This is a genomic window from Erwinia sp. TECH1, assembly GCF_054057575.1.
This window is the reverse complement of the sequence record NZ_JBSRZK010000001.1, coordinates 685,635-700,944: the sequence shown is the minus strand read 5'-3', so window position 1 is coordinate 700,944 and position 15,310 is coordinate 685,635. Positions and strand designations below refer to the sequence as shown.

Below are 15,310 nucleotides of genomic sequence, written 5' to 3'. Positions count from 1 at the left end.
CTAGAACTCAAACTGATAGAGCACATCAAGCGCCTGGTCTACACCAGACACCGCTTCCAAATAAAGTTTGGGCATCAGGCGATAACGTAAGGTTAAGGTCGCCAGTGAATCAAATATGCCAACACCATATTTTACCTGTAGACCCGGCAGCACGTAACCGCTGACCTGAACCTGCTGGCTGTCGCCGACGCCCGCCGTGTCCAGCGCGAGATTACTTACGCCGAAAGTCTCCCCGATTTTACCCACAACCTGCCCACTTTGTGCAAGCCCTAATCCCACCAGCGCCGAGGTTAATGCGCTGCTGTCGCTGCCGGTCGCGTCCAGACCCTGTCCACGCAGCAGATAAGAGAGCGCTTCCTGCTGCGACATAGCCGGATCGGAGAAGACTTCCGCCTTCGGCTCGTCGGCCAGACCGATAACGCGCACGCCTGCTGTGACGTCATTTTCCGTGGCTTCCGGGTTGCGGATAGCCTCGATGTTGAGGTAAGGCTGGTTGGCCGGGCCAGAGAATTGCAGCTCGCCTTTACGCACGATCAGATCCTGACCGTAGGCATGGAAACGCCCGGAAGGAATGTTGATCTGGCCGTTCAGCCCCAGCCCGCGTTTATCCTGCGCCAGCTTCAGATCGCCGTTCAGCTTCGCTTTCAGCCCAAAGGCGCTCAGACGCACGTCGTTACCGACGTGAATAACCAGGTTGCTGTTGATCGGAATCGAGGTGCTTTTTGGCGCAATCGGCTTGAGGTTTTCATCCAGCAGCACTTCATCCGACGAGACGCCAACGGCGCTTTCCGGCACTTCCTGGACGGTCACGCGCGCCCAGGGAATATCGACGCGGCCGTTCAGGTTAAACGCCTGCGGCGTGGCTTCAAACTCCAGATCCGGCGAAACGTCCATGCGGATCATCGGCGGCACCGTCACGCGGATTTTGCTGCCCTTCGCCGCAATACGCGCCCGCCAGGCGTCCAGCTGCGCCCAGTCCGCGTCGCCGCTGAGCGCCAGCTGCCCCTGAGACGTCTCGATCAGACCCTGTAGGGTAGAACTCATGCCGTTAAAGACCATGTTCAGATTGGCTGAGGTCAGATCGACCGGCATAAAGCTGCCCTGAACATCGACGTTTTTCAGCCCCAGTTGACCAAAGACCTGCGGTTTTTGCAGGCTGCCGCCCAGGCGCAGCGCGCTGTTAAGCACGCCGGCCACTTTTTCGCCCTGCATCAGCGCCGGATTGAGCAGCGTCAGATCGATGTTTTTAATATTAACGTTGCCGGAAAGCCCGCGTTTGTTCTGCGGATCGGCGATCTGCACGTTGCCATCCAGCTGGCCGTTTTTAGCGATGCGGATCAGCCAGTCGAGCTGGGCACGACCGTTACGCAGCGCCGCGTTCAGGTTCAGCGTATCAAAGGCTACGGGCAGCGTATTGCCGTCCACATCCTGCGCGACCTTCACGCCGTTGCCTTTCAGCGAGACGCGGCCCTGCGGCAAACCGCCGTCTGCTGTCCAGCTGACGTCGGCATCGCCGCTGAAGACACCGCTGAGTTTGGTTTCATCCGTCAGGAAAGGTTTCACCATCGCCAGATCGAAACGGTTGAGCGTCACCTTCGCATGGCCGGACGGGCCGGCTTCGATGGTTTGCGGCACGCACAGTTCAGCGTTGGGGTTTTGCCAGCAGTGCGGGCCAACCGAGACCGTCTGGCTACTGTTGAGATAGTCCAGCGCAATGGCGCGCGTTAAGCGCCATTCCCCTACCGGGGTGTCGAAGCGGGTATTGTTCAGCGTGCCGCGCCAGCGCTGCTGGCTGCGATCGAAGCTGCCGTTCAGCTGGAGCTGGCCGGAAACCGGATCGCCATTGACCGTCAGCTTCAGCTGGTGCGCTTTTTCATCGCCGCTGGCGTCCAGATCCAGCCGGTTAACCGTCAGCGTGTCCTGCTTCAGCCGATCCACGCGCAGCGCCAGCTTGCCCTGGATCTGCTCGCCTGATTTCACGTCGCCCTGTAGCGCGACGCGGGCGATGCTCATCGCCTGCCAGCGGAGGCCGGTAGCGGTTAAATCAGCCAGCAGCTGCGGGGTTTTCAAATCGCCGCGCGCTTTGATGGTGCCCTTCGCCGCGCCGCCCAGGCCAGGCAGCGCGTTATCCAGATGCTCAGCGTCAATATTGGCGTCCAGCGACAGCTTGTCGCCGAGCGAGCCTTTAACATCGACATTATTACGGCCCAACACCAGTTTGATGCCGGGAATATCCCACTGGTTGTAGCTGTTGCCGTAGAGCGAGCCGTCAGCGCTAACCGCATTCTGTTTCACGTTGCCGCGCAGCTTCAGTTCAGGCACGCGCATTTGCCAGCTGCCGCCGTACAGGCTGCCGCGCGTGGTGATTTTGCCTTCCAGCTTCGCCGGCCAGTCCGGATACTGCCGGGCGGTGTTGATGCCGTTAAGCTGAAGCTCGCTGCGCCAGCTGATCGCCTTGCTCCAGTCCACCAGCGCCGTCAGGTCGGTGGTGCCCTCCAGCGCGGCCAGCCGCAGCTTATCCAGCGAGAACTGCTCCGCGTTACCCTTGCCGTCCAGCGTAAGCGTGGCGGGCGGAATGGCCTGGCCGCGCAGCGCGGCTTTCAGCGACATAACATAGTCCGTCGCTTTGCCTTTTATGCTGAAGTTCAGGTTATCGGCCTGATACTGCGTTTCGCCGGCCAGCGGCCAGCGCAGCTGCGCGCTTTGCATCGTCATCGCCAGCGGCAGGCCCGCTTCGGCCAGCTTCGTTTGCGCGTTCAGCTGCATCCGCACGGGGCCGGAAAGGTTCAATGCCAGATCCAGCTGCTCGCGCAGGCCGCCGCCGACGGTCATTTTGATCTTCTCGCCTTTGATCGGATCGACGTTAAGCGAGCTGGTGAGGTTGAAATTCACTGGCCAGGCATTCGCCAGCTGTGCCTGACCGCTGGCGTTGAGCTGACCCTGCGGCGAATCCACATCCAGCGTTTCCAGACGCAGCAGGCGATCCTGCGTTTGCGCCTTCACCAGCAGACGCGTGATGGCGATATCAGTATCGCCGGTAATGCGCAGCTGCTCGCCGAGGATCTGCTGGACGTTTACATCCAGCGGCATTTTGAAATCAGGCAGATCCGGCAGCAGCGGTTTGGCGAACATCGCCTTCAGCGTTTCGCCCAGCGGCGGCTCGTTAGCCTGCGGCTGCTGCACTTTTGGCTGCACCACCTGCTCGTCGGCCACTTTGGCCGCCTTCGGCAGCGCAATCAGCAGGCCCTGAATATGGGTCGGCGTTAAGGTCAGCGCGCGCTGCTGCCAGCTGAGGCCAGAGGTAAAGTCCGCCAGCGAGATCGCCGTGTCGTCTACTTTTACCGTGACGTTATGCAGCGCCAGCTGGCGCAGCGTAATCGGGTACGGCGTGCTGAGATCGCCGGAAGAGGCTTCATCCTCTTTCGCTTCCGGCGCGGGTGGCCCCAGCTTTTTGCTGTCCACCACCACGCTGACGTCGCGCAGCGCAAGGTCATTGACGCAGAACGCGCTGTTTTTCAGGCAGCCCAGCTGCAGGGCCAGATGAAACTCGCCGGCATTAACCGTCACGCCAGGCATCTCATACTGCACGCCTTTTAACGTCAGGTTACGCCAGCCGCCGCTGACCTGTTTGATGTCCAGCCCCGGCACCCAGCGCGCCGCGCCGTTCAGCACCAGATGTAATCCGGTGGTGGTGCCAATTAAAAATGCCACGCTGCCGAGCAGCACGACCAGGAAAATCAGGATGCCAATAAGGACCTTTTTCCAGCGACTCATAATTCAGGCCCCAATCCGATATAAAACTGTACGTCCCGATCTTCGCTGTCGCCGACCGGACGGGCGATATCCAGCTTGATCGGCCCAACCGGCGACTGCCAGCGCACGCCGAAACCGGCGCCGGTTTTGACATTGCTCTGCTTGATGTCGTTGACCGCTTCGCCGGAATCCACAAACACCGCGCCCCACCATTTACCGGTTACGTTGTACTGATATTCCACCGATCCGGTCGCCAGCTTCGAGGCGCCGGTCAGCTTGCCATCGTCGTCGCGCGGCGAAATGCCTTTGTACTTGTAGCCGCGAATGCTGCGGTCGCCACCGGCGAAAAAGCGCAAATCAGGCGGCACGCGTTCAAAATCGTTGGTTTCAATCCAGCCGAGATTGCCGCGCAGCACGAAGCGATGTTTATCCGCCAGCGTGCGGATCCAGACGTTTTGCGCCTGCACCACGGCGAAATCGATATCCGAGGCCCAGGTCGTATCGGAGACATCCAGCGAGTAGCGCTGCGAGTCGCCCCACACGGGCATCAGGCCGCCGCGCGAACGGGTGCGGTTAACGCTGACGCCGGGATAGATCAGCATGGTGGTGTTGGTGACGTTACCCTGGGTAAAGTGATCCAGGCTCCAGTGCAGATTAATGGCGCGCTGCCAGCCCGTAGAGGATTCCCAGTAGCGGGACGCGGCCAGCGTGGTGGAGTCGGATTTGGTGTCGTTCAGGTCGGTTCTTTTCAGGCCGTTCTGCAGCAGGTAATACTGCTCGACCGGGTTTTTCAGCAGCGGGATTTTATAGCTGAAGTCGAGCTGCTGCTCCGGCGCAGAGATATTGGCGCTGGTGGTAAAGCTGTGGCCGTAGGAGTTTACCCAAGGCCTTTTCCAGGTCGCTTTAACGCGCGGGCCGACGTCGGTGGAGTAACCCACGCCCGTTTCGATGGTGTTTTCCGTGCGCGGGCTGACCACGCCGTGCAGCGGTAATATTTTATTTTTGCGGGATTGATCGAACTGCGGCGCGACCACCACGGAATTAAACCAGCCGGTAGAGGAAAGGCGGCGGTTCAGCTCGGCCAAATCGCGCGAGCTGTAGTAGTCGCCCTTTTTAAACGGCACCAGGTTTTGCAGGTATTCCTCGCGGATCTGCGACCCTTCAAAGGTGACGTCGCCAAAGCGGTAGCGCTGACCGCTGTCGTAATCGATATCCCAGAAAGCTTCGTGCCGCTCGACGGAAACGCCCAGCTGGCTTTTGCGGTAGTCGCCGTCAAAATAGCCTTTGCGCAGCGCCAGATTGCTGAGCGAGCTTTTAAAGCTGTCGTAGTCGCTGTGGTTAAGCACGCCGCCGATTTTGGCTTTGCCGGTGCGTACCAGCGTCTGGTAATCCTCGTCGGTGCGCGCGCCACCGCGAATAATCACCGTTTCGCCCGCCAGCTTCACCGGCGGGCCGGGCGTGACTTTCGTCAGCAGCACCGGACGTCTGCCGCCCGCAGGCGGCGGCTGCAGTTCAAATTCAATTTCCGGCTCGTAGTAGCCCAGCGCCTTAAGTCCTTCCTTAACCGCTTCGCTGACGCGCGCGCGGAAACGCCCATCGGAGGTCACTTCCTCGCTTGCGATGGTCGACAATCTTGCGCGCACGTTTTTTTGTAATTCCCCAGACAGGCCAGTGACCTGCAAACGCACCGTAGCCGCCTGAGCGGCAGGCACGGCTGCGATCAGACCTAACATGCAATAGACATGGATTCGTGGCACGCTAACTCCTGAATTTATTGCCGGCCCGGATTCCAGATGGGCGCAACTGCTGAATCTTGAAAATAGCCCGCTTAAGCATGGCAACTTTTTACGGGTTCAGAGGCTCTTTTTCACTGAAAGGCCGAAATTTGCGTTATTGTGTGCAAAGAATCGCCAGGTTACAACCATGGATCGTGAGGGAATGTTACGCTATATCAGCCTGCAATGCAGACTCGGATAAATCTCACCGCCGGTTCGCCTGCAGCGCCGTAATTGTAAGCAATCCTCACCACAGCTATAATCTCTGGCAGAGGCCGCGCTGCGGCCAGTTAACGTCTTTCTGCCCAAGCCAAATGGCGCAGACATTTTTGGCACGGATAGCCCGGTGCCGCTCACAGGTACAGAAGGTCAGCTGCTCCTCATCTGCTGCCCAGGCCAAAAATGACAGGTAATCAACTTAAGGCCTGCTTTAGCGCATTTTCCTCTGAAAGCGCCTGAAGCGGCCATTTAATGGATGTTTTATGTTAGACAGCTTGCTTGTCATCTTAATGCTGATCGCCATCAGCTCATTTTTTTCACTTTCGGAAATCTCTCTGGCCGCCTCGCGCAAAATCAAGCTGAAGCTGCTGGCGGACGACGGCAACATCAACGCCCAGCGCGTGCTGAAGATGCAGGAAACGCCGGGGATGTTTTTTACCGTGGTGCAGATAGGCCTGAACGCCGTGGCTATTCTGGGCGGTATCGTGGGCGATTCCGCGTTTTCGCCCGTGTTCCGCTCGCTTTTCGATCGCATCACCGGCCCGGTACTGGCGGAGCAGCTGAGCTTTATCGCCTCTTTTACCGTGGTGACCAGCCTGTTTATCCTGTTCGCCGATCTTTTCCCAAAACGTCTGGGGATGATCGCGCCGGAAACCGTCGCGCTGAAAATCATCAATCCAATGCGGATGTGCCTGTTTATCTTTCGGCCGCTGGTGTGGTTCTTTAACGGCGGCGCCAATATTATTTTCCGCCTGTTTAAAATCCCGCTGGTGCGCAAGGACGATATCACCTCAGACGATATCTACGCGGTGGTAGAAGCGGGCGCGCTCGCTGGCGTACTGCGCAAGCAGGAGCACGAGCTGATTGAAAACGTGTTTGAGCTGGAGTCGCGCACCGTGCCCTCCTCCATGACCTCGCGCGAGAACGTGGTGTGGTTCAATCTGCATGAGGATGAGTCGAGCCTGAAGGAGAAGATTGCCAATCATCCGCACTCCAAGTTTCTGGTCTGTAATGACGATATCGACCATATCGTCGGCTATGTCGATTCCAAAGAGCTGCTGCTGCGCGTGCTGGGCAACCAGAGCATGGCGCTTAACAGCGGCGTGCAGATCCGTTCGGCGTTGATCGTGCCGGATACGCTGACGCTCTCCGAGGCGCTGGAAAGCTTTAAAACCGCAGGGGAAGATTTTGCGGTGATCATGAACGAATATGCGCTGGTAGTGGGGATCATTACCCTGAACGATGTGATGACCACGCTGATGGGCGATCTGGTTGGCCAGGGAATGGAAGAGCAGATCGTGGCGCGCGACGAGAATTCCTGGCTGGTGGAAGGCGGCACGCCAATCGACGACGTGATGCGCGTACTGGATATCGACGAGTTCCCGCAGTCCGGCAACTACGAGACTATCGGCGGCTTTATGATGTATATGCTGAGAAAAATCCCTAAACGCACCGACTTCGTGAAGTTTCACGGCTATAAGTTCGAGGTAGTGGATATCGACAGCTACCGTATCGATCAGCTTCTGGTGACGAGGATTGATGAAACCCGACAGGGTGCCGCCGTGCTGAACAAAATGGTCGAAGAATAAAAACAGAAAAGGCGCGAATTTCGCGCCTTCTTTCTTTTGAACCGGCCTGCCGGTTGCTAGTTGAACTCGGTCTGCAAACGCAGCACCTGACGGTTCACTTCTGACATCACGCTATAGTGCTGCTTATCTTTAATGCGTGGGATCAGGATCTTACCTTTATCGAACTCAAATGCGCCTACATCTTTGATGTAGATCCGGCCACGGAATAGTGTTTTGACATATTTGGCCACCTGCAGCGGATTATAGCGCTGGAAAATCTTCATGTTACAACTCCTGAAAGATGATGCGTGCTGCGTCGTTTCCAAGTTCGGTACGAATCTTTGCAGCACAAAGTGGATACACTATAGACCAGGTTTCACTTCTAAAATTCCTAAAACCGAGTTTTTTTACTGTTTTTACACATCATGACAGTAGGCTCTTTCACCCGGCTGCATGAACGCAGTATAAACCTTCGACCTTTACGGAATTGTGCGTTGTGTTGCAAAGATGTTGTATCGCTGCGACAGACGCATCATCCACGTTTATTATTGCAGAAACATGACTAATGAGTTCAATCATGATTTTTCGTCTTTTACTGCTGCTGTTAACGTTGCTGTCGTGCGCCGCCAGCGCCCATAACCTGGTTACAGGCCAGCGCGTGCCGCCTGTCGGCATTACCGATCAAGGCGAGCTGCGTTATCAGCAGGAGCAGTTCAGCTATCGAGCCTGGAACAGCGCCGCGCTGCCGGGCAAAGTGCGCGTTCTTCAGCACATCGCCGGACGCGCCTCGGCCAAAGAGAAAAATGCGGCGCTGATCGAGGCGATTAAATCGGCCCGGTTTCCCCACGATCGCTATCAGACCACCACGCTGGTGAATACCGACGATGCTATCCCCGGCACCGGCATGTTTGTCCGCAGCAGCATTCAGAGCAATAAGAAACAGTATCCCTGGTCGCAGTTTATCGTCGACAGCGACGGCACGGCCAAACGGGCCTGGCAGCTGCAGGATGAAGGGTCGGCGATTATTGTGCTGGATAGCGGAGGAAAGGTGCGTTTCGTCAAGGATGGCGCGCTGACGCAGCAGGAAGTCCAGCAGGTGATTATGCTGGTGCGTCAGCTGTTACGCTGACGGACAGAGGGAGGCGCCGGTGCCGCCTCCCCTGGCCGATTAAAAGATCGAGACGCGGAAGCCCGGATTCAAAAAGGCTTCGCGCGGCGCATAGTCCAGCGTTTTCCCCTGCCAGTCATGCACGTGCGCGCCTGCGGCAATGGCTACGGCGTGGCCTGCACCGGTATCCCAGATATTCGTTGGCCCAAAGCGGGGATAGAGCTGCGCCTTGCCTTCCGCGACCAGACAGAACTTCAGCGAGGAGCCAATAGCAATGGTCTGATGCTCGCCCAGCTGGCTAAGGTAATCCTCCAGCTCGCTGTCGGAATGCGAACGGCTGACCACCACCAACGGCGGGCGCGCCTCGCGCACGTGGATCTGCGTTTTTACGCCGCCCTCTTCCTTCCAGGCTTTCCCCTCGGCGGCCGAATACATCACGTCCATCACCGGCGCGTAGACCACGCCCAGCACGGGCTTGCCGTTTTCAATCAGCGCAATATTGACGGTGAACTCGCCGTTCCGCTTGATAAACTCCTTGGTGCCGTCCAGCGGATCGACCAGCCAGTAGCGCTGCCAGTGCTGGCGGATCTCCCAGCCCGGCGGATCTTCTTCAGACAAAACGGGCACGTCGGGCGTCAGCGTGGTCAGCCCCTTCAGGATCACCTTGTGTGCGGCGATATCCGCTGCGGTGACCGGCGAATCATCGGATTTTGTGGCAACATCAAGCGGCGCCTGACCATCGTATATCTGCATGATGGCAACGCCCGCGTCTCGTGCCAGCTGGCATATATTCTCTAACATTGTCCACCTCTTGATTTGCTGGCTGGCGCTGGCTATCACTTTGCCAGCGCCAGCGCTCTCTGTTGATCATAGTCGATAGCAAAGATCGAAGGCCAAACGATCCGCCAGCGCTTAATTATCAATAGCATAAATTATTTTACGCCGCAGGGGCTGCTGTTTTTCATCAGGTTGACCCCGCAACGACCTTAATCGTTCCCGACGGGCCGGGCCATAAGAGATAAATATTTGTAGCTGCTCACATAATTATGAGAAAGAAGGTATTAGTTTCATAAAACTTTGCGACGTTAGGGATTACACAAACGCTATTAAGGAGAAACAATGATTAAGTCCGTTGTGACGCCCGTTGCGCTGCTGGTCAGCTGCGCGCTACACGCTGCCACGGTCGATTTCCGCCTGCTGGAAACCACCGACCTGCACAGCAATATGATGGATTTCGATTACTACAAGGATACCCCAACGGAAAAGTTCGGGCTGGTGCGTACCGCAACGTTAATTGAGGCGGCGCGTAAAGAGGCCGCCAACAGCGTGCTGGTGGATAACGGCGACATTATTCAGGGCAGCCCGCTCGGTGACTATGTGGCGGCCAGGGGCTTACAGCAGGGCGAAATCCATCCCGTTTACAAGGCGCTGAACACGCTGGATTACACGGTAGGCAACCTGGGCAACCATGAATTCAACTATGGCCTGGATTACCTGCAAAAAGCCATCAGCGGCGCGAAATTCCCCTACATCAATGCCAATATCATTGATATCCACAGCGGTAAGCCGCTGTTCACGCCTTTTTTGATTAAGGCGACGGAAGTGACGGATCGCGAGGGCAACAAGCATCAGCTCAAAGTGGGCTACATCGGTTTTGTGCCGCCGCAGATTATGGTGTGGGACAAGAAAAACCTCAGCGGTAAAATTACCGTGGAGGATATTACCGAAACCGCCCGTAAATGGGTACCGGAGATGCGCCGCCAGGGCGCGGATCTGATCGTGGCTATCCCCCATTCCGGCCTCTCCAGCGAGCCGTGGCACGCGATGGCGGAAAACTCCGTTTACTACCTCAGCCAGGTTCCCGGCATCGACGCCATCCTGTTTGGCCATGCGCACGCCGTTTTCCCCAGCAAAGATTTTGCCGCGATCAAAGGTGCCGATATCGCTAAAGGTACGCTGAACGGGATACCGGCGGTGATGCCGGGCATGTGGGGCGATCATCTGGGCGTGGTCGATCTGGTGCTTAATAACGATGCAGGCCGCTGGCGGGTAAGCGAAGCGACCGCGCAGGCCCGGCCCATTTACGATACGGCGGCGAAAAAATCGCTGGCGGCGGAAGATCAGGCGCTGCTGAAGGTGATGGCGCCCGATCATCACGCCACGCGTGAATTTGTCAGCCAGCCTATCGGAAAATCGGCAGACGTGATGTACAGCTATCTGTCGCTGGTTCAGGACGATCCGACCGTGCAGATTGTGAATAATGCGCAGCGCGATTATGCAGAGCGCTTTATTCAGGGCGATCCGGATCTGGCCAATCTGCCCGTGCTTTCCGCCGCCGCACCGTTCAAAGCCGGCGGCCGTAAAAACGATCCGGCCAGCTATGTGGAAGTGGAAAAAGGCCCGCTGACCTTTCGTAACGCAGCGGATCTTTACCTCTATCCCAATACGCTGGTGGTCGTAAAGGCCAGCGGTAAAGAGGTAAAAGAGTGGCTGGAATGCTCGGCGGGTCAGTTTAACCAGATCGATCCGGCCAGCACTAAACCGCAGCCGCTGATTAACTGGGATTTTCGTACCTATAATTTCGACGTTATTGACGGCGTGAGCTACCGAATCGACGTCACGCAGCCTGCCCGCTACGATGCGGAATGTCAGTTGATTAATGACAAGGCTTCCCGTATCCGCGATTTAACCTTCCAGGGAAAACCAGTCGATCCCGAGGCGACTTTTCTGGTGGCGACCAATAACTATCGCGCCTACGGCGGCAAATTTGCCGGAACCGGCGAGGATCACGTCGCTTTTGCTTCTCCGGATGAAAATCGCGCTGTCGTAGCGGCATACATTACGGCGCAGACCCGGGTGCATGGCGAGGTCAGTCCGCAGGCGGATAACAACTGGCGGCTGGAAAATATTAACGCTAAGGTCCCTCTGAATATCTTTTTTGAAACTTCGCCATCTTCAAAAGCAGCTGAATTTATTAAAAATCATGGCCAATATCCGCTGAAGCAAGCAGGCCAGGACGATATCGGCTTTGCGCTTTACCATATTGGCCTTAACTGACGAATCTTTCATAAAAAAGCCAGCCTGGCATACAAGGCTGGCTTTATTTATTACCAGTGGTAATAAACTTATGCGCCGGTAGAGGATTTCAGGCTATTAATGGAGTCAATACCATATTTGACCAGGCCAACCACGCCCGCACCAATATCGTTAATCGCACCGGAAATGTTTAACTCCAGTATTTTACCAATTCCGCCGCCCAGTTGGGAAACAGCGTCAACGGAAGAAGTTGTTAAGCCACCGGCAGAGGCGCCCTGGTCGATCACAGAACCGATAAGAAAGCCAATACCTTTGCCGATATCAGAAAAAAGCCCGGCGCCTGCAACCGCGGCAATTTCATTGTTGGTCAACTCGCGCATTTATAGTTCTCCTTGATAATAATATCATCAGCATTACTATGGCATTCATTGCCACGTCGAGAACTTATTTCAAAAAAGCGGCGTAGTCAAACCTTCCTTCAGGATCAAAATAATCCAGCAGGGTATTTTCAGAATCGGCTGAATATATTTTCAACGAGTGAGAAAAGGCTATTAGTTAAAGCATCCGCATTATTTAACGCGTAATAAAATTCATATCAGGCAATATTGAGGAATAACAGGTCTCCTGCCGGAACAACAACAATCGTTATCCCGGCAGGATCGGCTGTTACAGAATTTCTAACAGCTCAACTTCAAACACCAGCGTGCTGAATGGCGGAATGGAAGCGCCAGCGCCGCGCTCGCCGTAGGCCAGGTTCTGTGGGATAACCAGCTCCCACTTTGAGCCGACCGGCATCAGGGTCAGCGCTTCGATCCAGCCTGGGATAACGCCGCTGACCGGGAACTCAGCCGGTTCGCCGCGCGCCACGGAGCTGTCAAACACGCTGCCGTCGATCAGTTTGCCGGTATAGTGAACGCGAACGCGATCCTGGCGAGACGGAATAGCGCCGTCGCCCTGCTTGATGACGCTGAACTGCAGGCCGGATTCGGTGCTGCTCACGCCGTCACGCTGACCGTACTCTTCCAGGAATTTCTGGCCTTCGGCGGCCATCGCCTGCTGACGCTCGCGACGAACCACGTCGGCACGCTCGTGCACTTCACGCAGCGCGCGGTGAACAACGTCAACGGGCACAGCCGGGGAGTTCCCTTCCAGCGCGTCGCGCAGGCCAGCCAGCAGCGCTTCTGGCTGCAGCCCCTGCAGCCCGGATTCCAGCAGCTGCTGGCCAACCTGTAAACCGATACCGTAGCTTGCTTGTGCTTCTACGCTGTCTAAAGAAGGGGTAGTCATGGATTTTCCTTTACTGGTAATAAAACTGAGGACGAAGCATAACAGCGCAGGCAACAGGGGTAAAACGCCATCTTCTTCAGGTGACATTTTCAGCGTAAAAGGAAACAATAACGCTGCTCCGCTTACGCTATAAAAGCCGCGCGGAGAGTGCGCTATCAGCTATATTTCAGTAGAGGTTAACATGGGCCATATTGCCCGCAGACGAAGGAAACGCCGGCCGGCTTTGTTAAAGCGGTTTATTTTATTCGCGCGAGGATCGCGCAAGGAGGACGACGCCATGCCCGTCACTAAAGCGTCACCAGCATCGAAGTGGTTCAACTGGCTCTGGCACCTGGCGGATTCCGCGCGCTGGATGGATCCGCTGCCGTCTTTCCACCGTCGCGGCATTATCCTGGCCGGGGCGCTGGTTTTGCTGGCTTTTTTGTGGCCTTCGCCGCGACAGCCGGAGCAGACGGAGCGCCCCGTTAACGTTGAGCGCACCACAACAGACGTGCCGCTACAGGCGGAGCTTAGCGGTCGGGTGGATAACAGCCAGCAGCCTAAAGGCGATGCTCAGGGACAGTGGACAAACTACCAGATTGCCAACGGGCAAACGCTGGCGCAGCTGTTCCGCGACCACAATCTGCCGGTAAATGATGTATTTGCAATGGCCCGCGTGGAGGGCAACGACAAGCCGCTGAGTAATTTGCAGGCCGGTCAGGCGGTCAGGATCCGCCAGAATTCGCACGGTGTGGTGACGGGACTGGCCGTAACTACGGAGCAGGGGGAAATTTTATTTACCCGCCAGCCGGACGGCGCGTTTCTGCAGGTTCATTAGCCAAACAAAAACGCCGACGCGATGTCGGCTTTTTACATTACAAACTTGCTCAGAAAACGCTTTTCACAAACAAAAACGCCGGCACAAGGCCGGCGTTTTTAAGCGGTAGAGAAGCGATTAAGCTTCAGTAACCACGTTTACAGTCAGTTTAGCGAAGACTTCGCTGTGAACCTGGAAGTCCACTTCGTGCTCACCGGTAGTGCGCAGAACGCCGTTCGGCAGGCGAACTTCGCTCTTGGCTACTTCAACGCCGGCTGCAGTTACAGCGTCAGCGATGTCGCGAGTACCGATAGAACCGAACAGTTTACCTTCGTCGCCTGCTTTAGACGCGATGGTAACGGTGCCCAGTGCATTGATTTTCTCAGCGCGAGCGTTAGCAGCGGACAGAACGTCAGCCAGTTTGGCTTCCAGCTCTGCACGGCGTGCTTCGAAGAACTCAACGTTTTTCTTGGTAGCAGGAACAGCTTTGCCCTGTGGTACCAGGAAGTTACGAGCGTAGCCCGCTTTAACGTTTACCTGGTCGCCCAGGGTGCCCAGGTTTGCTACTTTATCAAGCAGAATAACTTGCATTACCTTATCCTCTTAAAGTCGTTAATTGACAACAGCCGTTACTGATGACGATCGGTATACGGCAGCAGAGACAGGTAACGCGCGCGCTTGATAGCACGAGCCAGCTGACGCTGGTATTTAGCGCGAGTACCAGTGATACGGCTTGGTACAATCTTACCGCTTTCAGTAATGTAGTTTTTCAGCGTTGCGATATCTTTATAATCGATCTCTTGAACGCCTTCCGCGGTGAAACGGCAGAACTTGCGACGACGGAAATAACGTGCCATTTGGCTAGTCTCCAGAATCTATCAATTCAATCTGCTCGGCATGCAGCACCGTCTTATTCAGCCCATTGCGCCCTTGATGGCTGCTAATGAAACCTGAAACGGTGACCGGCGTGCCGACCGTTATACTTTGAGTAATGGCCTGATGGGCTTTGCCGCTGATAATCACCGGCATGCGACACCAGGCTTGCCGGGTAAAACCGGCCTCCACCTGCATCGATCTGTGCTCAAGCACGAACTGGCAGTGTGGAATACCTGAGGGGCTGACTTTACGCATCGGCGTCTTGCACACGGTGCCAGACAGCGTCAGCCGATTAGCCTCCACGGTCAATTACTCTTCAGAATCCCCAGCATCTGCTTCATCAGAGGTTTCGTTAGCAAAATCTTCACGACGCTCACGGCGCTCGTCTTTCGCTTTAACCATCGGAGAAGCTTCAGTTACCGCGTGCTTAACGCGCATAACCATGCTGCGGATAACGGCGTCGTTGAAGCGGAAGTTAGTTTCCAGCTCATCGATCGCTTCCTGCGGCGCTTCAACGTTCAGCAGAACGTAGTGAGCTTTGTGCAGTTTGTTGATCGGGTAAGCCAGCTGACGGCGGCCCCAGTCTTCCAGGCGGTGGATCGTACCTTCTGCACCAGTGATGGTCGCAGAGTAGCGCTCGATCATGCCAGGAACCTGTTCGCTCTGGTCAGGGTGAACCATAAATACGATTTCGTAATGACGCATCGAATTTGCTCCTTACGGATTATTCAGCCTCCTGTCGGGGTCAACCGCGGCCCATGGAAGCAAGGAACGTTATAAGCCGTGACCTGACAACTATCGGGTCACAACCTGAGAATGCGGCTGAAAAATTGACGCGTAATCATACTGGCGGCGGGGGGGAAACTCAAGGTAAAGTCGCGGCCTGATGTAA

General features: G+C 56.2%; 14 protein-coding genes. 4 read left to right on the top strand and 10 right to left on the bottom strand.

The annotated features are described in order from the left end of the window. The gene (gene tamB, locus ACVWZ0_RS03100; protein ID WP_253455839.1) at positions 1-3,774 is read right to left on the bottom strand and encodes an autotransporter assembly complex protein TamB; all 3,774 of its coding nucleotides are present in this window, start codon (positions 3,772-3,774) and stop codon (positions 1-3) included. Continuing rightward, on the bottom strand, positions 3,771-5,510 hold the full coding sequence (gene tamA, locus ACVWZ0_RS03095) for an autotransporter assembly complex protein TamA (RefSeq protein WP_437177813.1): 1,740 nt from the start codon (positions 5,508-5,510) through the stop codon (positions 3,771-3,773). Before tamA ends, tamB begins: the two co-directional genes overlap by 4 nt. 500 nt (positions 5,511-6,010) lie before the next feature. Between tamA and ACVWZ0_RS03090 the strand changes: the two genes are divergently transcribed. Continuing rightward, entirely contained in the window at positions 6,011-7,336 is a 1,326-nt protein-coding gene (locus tag ACVWZ0_RS03090; RefSeq protein ID WP_253455841.1) for a hemolysin family protein, read from the top strand. 56 nt (positions 7,337-7,392) lie between these two features. Here ACVWZ0_RS03090 and ACVWZ0_RS03085 read toward each other — a convergent pair whose 3' ends face one another. Beyond that, complete coding sequence (locus ACVWZ0_RS03085; protein ID WP_246760837.1) at positions 7,393-7,599, bottom strand: DUF1107 domain-containing protein; 207 nt, start codon at positions 7,597-7,599, stop codon at positions 7,393-7,395. Positions 7,600-7,889: 290 nt separating this feature from the next. On the opposite strand from ACVWZ0_RS03085, the gene ACVWZ0_RS03080 reads away from it, so the two are divergent. Next, entirely contained in the window at positions 7,890-8,444 is a 555-nt protein-coding gene (locus tag ACVWZ0_RS03080) for a YtfJ family protein (RefSeq protein ID WP_436830504.1), read from the top strand. Positions 8,445-8,483: 39 nt separating this feature from the next. On the opposite strand, the gene cysQ is transcribed toward ACVWZ0_RS03080, so the two are convergent. After that, positions 8,484-9,224 (bottom strand): 3'(2'),5'-bisphosphate nucleotidase CysQ, encoded by a 741-nt coding sequence (gene cysQ / locus ACVWZ0_RS03075; protein ID WP_253455845.1) that lies wholly within the window; start codon positions 9,222-9,224, stop codon positions 8,484-8,486. Between the two features lie 318 nt (positions 9,225-9,542). Between cysQ and ACVWZ0_RS03070 the strand changes: the two genes are divergently transcribed. After that, positions 9,543-11,480 carry a bifunctional 2',3'-cyclic-nucleotide 2'-phosphodiesterase/3'-nucleotidase gene (locus ACVWZ0_RS03070; RefSeq protein WP_253455847.1) on the top strand — a complete coding sequence of 646 codons (1,938 nt, stop codon included), beginning with the start codon at positions 9,543-9,545 and terminating at the stop codon, positions 11,478-11,480. Between the two features lie 68 nt (positions 11,481-11,548). On the opposite strand, the gene ACVWZ0_RS03065 is transcribed toward ACVWZ0_RS03070, so the two are convergent. Then, entirely contained in the window at positions 11,549-11,839 is a 291-nt protein-coding gene (locus ACVWZ0_RS03065; protein WP_253455849.1) for a hypothetical protein, read from the bottom strand. 286 nt (positions 11,840-12,125) lie between these two features. Continuing rightward, positions 12,126-12,746: an FKBP-type peptidyl-prolyl cis-trans isomerase gene (gene fklB, locus ACVWZ0_RS03060; protein WP_125290327.1), complete on the bottom strand. Its 621-nt coding sequence runs from the start codon at positions 12,744-12,746 to the stop codon at positions 12,126-12,128. 277 nt (positions 12,747-13,023) lie between these two features. Here fklB and ACVWZ0_RS03055 point away from each other — a divergent pair, with 277 nt between their 5' ends. Next, entirely contained in the window at positions 13,024-13,563 is a 540-nt protein-coding gene (locus ACVWZ0_RS03055; RefSeq protein ID WP_253455851.1) for an OapA family protein, read from the top strand. Between the two features lie 117 nt (positions 13,564-13,680). Here ACVWZ0_RS03055 and rplI read toward each other — a convergent pair whose 3' ends face one another. The 4 genes from rplI to rpsF are packed head-to-tail and all read right to left on the bottom strand — an operon-like array spanning position 13,681 to position 15,123. After that, complete coding sequence (gene rplI, locus ACVWZ0_RS03050) at positions 13,681-14,133, bottom strand: 50S ribosomal protein L9 (protein ID WP_125290325.1); 453 nt, start codon at positions 14,131-14,133, stop codon at positions 13,681-13,683. A 38-nt stretch (positions 14,134-14,171) separates the two neighbouring features. Further along, positions 14,172-14,399, bottom strand: coding sequence for a 30S ribosomal protein S18 (gene rpsR, locus ACVWZ0_RS03045; RefSeq protein ID WP_000135199.1), 228 nt, complete (start codon positions 14,397-14,399; stop codon positions 14,172-14,174). A 4-nt stretch (positions 14,400-14,403) separates the two neighbouring features. Then, positions 14,404-14,721 carry a primosomal replication protein N gene (gene priB / locus ACVWZ0_RS03040; RefSeq protein ID WP_125290423.1) on the bottom strand — a complete coding sequence of 106 codons (318 nt, stop codon included), beginning with the start codon at positions 14,719-14,721 and terminating at the stop codon, positions 14,404-14,406. A gap of 6 nt (positions 14,722-14,727) precedes the next feature. Continuing rightward, a complete protein-coding gene (gene rpsF, locus ACVWZ0_RS03035) occupies positions 14,728-15,123 on the bottom strand; it encodes a 30S ribosomal protein S6 (protein ID WP_125290324.1) in 396 nt (131 codons plus the stop codon). Between the last annotated feature and the right edge of the window lie 187 nt (positions 15,124-15,310).

Excerpts from the sequence above, each read along its gene's own strand:
- tamB (WP_253455839.1), bottom strand. The coding sequence starts at position 3,774 with ATGAGTCGCTGGAAAAAGGTCCTTATTGGCATCCTGATTTTCCTGGTC.
- ACVWZ0_RS03090 (WP_253455841.1), top strand. The coding sequence starts at position 6,011 with ATGTTAGACAGCTTGCTTGTCATCTTAATGCTGATCGCCATCAGCTCA.
- ACVWZ0_RS03085 (WP_246760837.1), bottom strand. The coding sequence starts at position 7,599 with ATGAAGATTTTCCAGCGCTATAATCCGCTGCAGGTGGCCAAATATGTC.
- cysQ (WP_253455845.1), bottom strand. The coding sequence starts at position 9,224 with ATGTTAGAGAATATATGCCAGCTGGCACGAGACGCGGGCGTTGCCATC.
- ACVWZ0_RS03070 (WP_253455847.1), top strand. The coding sequence starts at position 9,543 with ATGATTAAGTCCGTTGTGACGCCCGTTGCGCTGCTGGTCAGCTGCGCG.
- ACVWZ0_RS03065 (WP_253455849.1), bottom strand. The coding sequence starts at position 11,839 with ATGCGCGAGTTGACCAACAATGAAATTGCCGCGGTTGCAGGCGCCGGG.
- fklB (WP_125290327.1), bottom strand. The coding sequence starts at position 12,746 with ATGACTACCCCTTCTTTAGACAGCGTAGAAGCACAAGCAAGCTACGGT.
- ACVWZ0_RS03055 (WP_253455851.1), top strand. The coding sequence starts at position 13,024 with ATGCCCGTCACTAAAGCGTCACCAGCATCGAAGTGGTTCAACTGGCTC.
- rplI (WP_125290325.1), bottom strand. The coding sequence starts at position 14,133 with ATGCAAGTTATTCTGCTTGATAAAGTAGCAAACCTGGGCACCCTGGGC.
- rpsR (WP_000135199.1), bottom strand. The coding sequence starts at position 14,399 with ATGGCACGTTATTTCCGTCGTCGCAAGTTCTGCCGTTTCACCGCGGAA.
- rpsF (WP_125290324.1), bottom strand. The coding sequence starts at position 15,123 with ATGCGTCATTACGAAATCGTATTTATGGTTCACCCTGACCAGAGCGAA.